1 pseudogene is annotated in these 231 nt (G+C 67.1%); it reads left to right on the top strand.

The features are described 5' to 3' along the window. Positions 1 to 32: 32 nt before the first annotated feature. Positions 33 to 231 (top strand): annotated as a pseudogene (locus tag ACQG3P_RS25120) (flagellar motor switch protein FliN); the annotation flags it as partial.

Genomic DNA, 231 nt, shown 5'->3' with positions numbered 1-231 from the left:
CCGCGCGCGCCCGTTATCCAGGAAGACCCGCAATGAACGACGACATAGAAACCCACGACCCGGCTCCTGCTCAGGTAACCACCCTGCAGTCCGACGAGACCAGCGGTGGCCCGGTTCTGAACCTCGACGTGATCCTCGTCGTACCGGTCACCCTGTCGCTGGGAGTCGGCCGCGCCCGCCTGCCCATCCGCACCCTGCTGCTGCTCAACCAGGGCTCGGTGGTCGACCTGG

The organism is Stenotrophomonas sp. SrG (assembly GCF_050031795.1).
GTDB classification, from domain to species: Bacteria; Pseudomonadota; Gammaproteobacteria; order Xanthomonadales; family Xanthomonadaceae; genus Stenotrophomonas; species Stenotrophomonas rhizophila_A.
The sequence above is the reverse complement of the archived record's forward strand: the minus strand, read 5'-3'. Positions and strand labels throughout refer to the sequence as shown.